The sequence below is a fragment of the Delftia sp. CH05 genome (genome assembly GCF_009827015.1).
Taxonomy (GTDB): domain Bacteria; phylum Pseudomonadota; class Gammaproteobacteria; order Burkholderiales; family Burkholderiaceae_C; genus Comamonas; species Comamonas tsuruhatensis.
The window spans coordinates 1-689 of the sequence record NZ_WUMG01000115.1; the positions used below are offsets into that span (position 1 = coordinate 1).

The window sequence follows — 689 nt, forward strand, 5'->3', positions numbered from 1 at the left end:
CCCAATGCAAAAAACCCCGTAGCTTTGGGCTACGGGGTTTCTTGGGCTGTAAGAGCCTGACGATGACCTACTTTCACACGGGAACCCGCACTATCATCGGCGCAAAGTCGTTTCACTGTCCTGTTCGGGATGGGAAGGAGTGGTACCAACTTGCTATGGTCATCAGGCATAACTTGTTGTCATGCTGCTCTTGCGAGCAACACAACGAATTCATAGAGTCTGTAATCAGCTTTGTATTTTGACTGCGCCTTACTTGGCATAACCACCTTGATGATCAACGTCATCAAAGTTATAGGGTCAAGCCTCACGAGCAATTAGTACTGGTTAGCTTAACGCATTACTGCGCTTCCACACCCAGCCTATCAACGTCCTGGTCTTGAACGACTCTTTAGGGGGCTCAAGGCCCCGGCAGATCTCATCTTGAAACGAGTTTCCCGCTTAGATGCTTTCAGCGGTTATCTCTTCCACACTTAGCTACTCGGCAATGCCACTGGCGTGACAACCGATACACCAGAGGTGTGTCCACTCCGGTCCTCTCGTACTAGGAGCAGGCTTCCTCAAATCTGCAGCGCCCACGGAAGATAGGGACCAAACTGTCTCACGACGTTTTAAACCCAGCTCACGTACCTCTTTAAATGGCGAACAGCCATACCCTTGGGACCGACTACAGCCCCAGGATGAGATGAGCC

Annotated in this window: 2 rRNA genes; both read right to left on the reverse strand. The window is 50.9% G+C overall.

The window, feature by feature from the left end:
* Positions 1 to 54: 54 nt before the first annotated feature.
* Positions 55 to 167, reverse strand: a 5S ribosomal RNA gene (gene rrf, locus GRX31_RS30450).
* Positions 168 to 293: 126 nt separating this feature from the next.
* Positions 294 to 689: ribosomal RNA gene (locus tag GRX31_RS30455) — 23S ribosomal RNA — on the reverse strand; the annotation flags it as partial.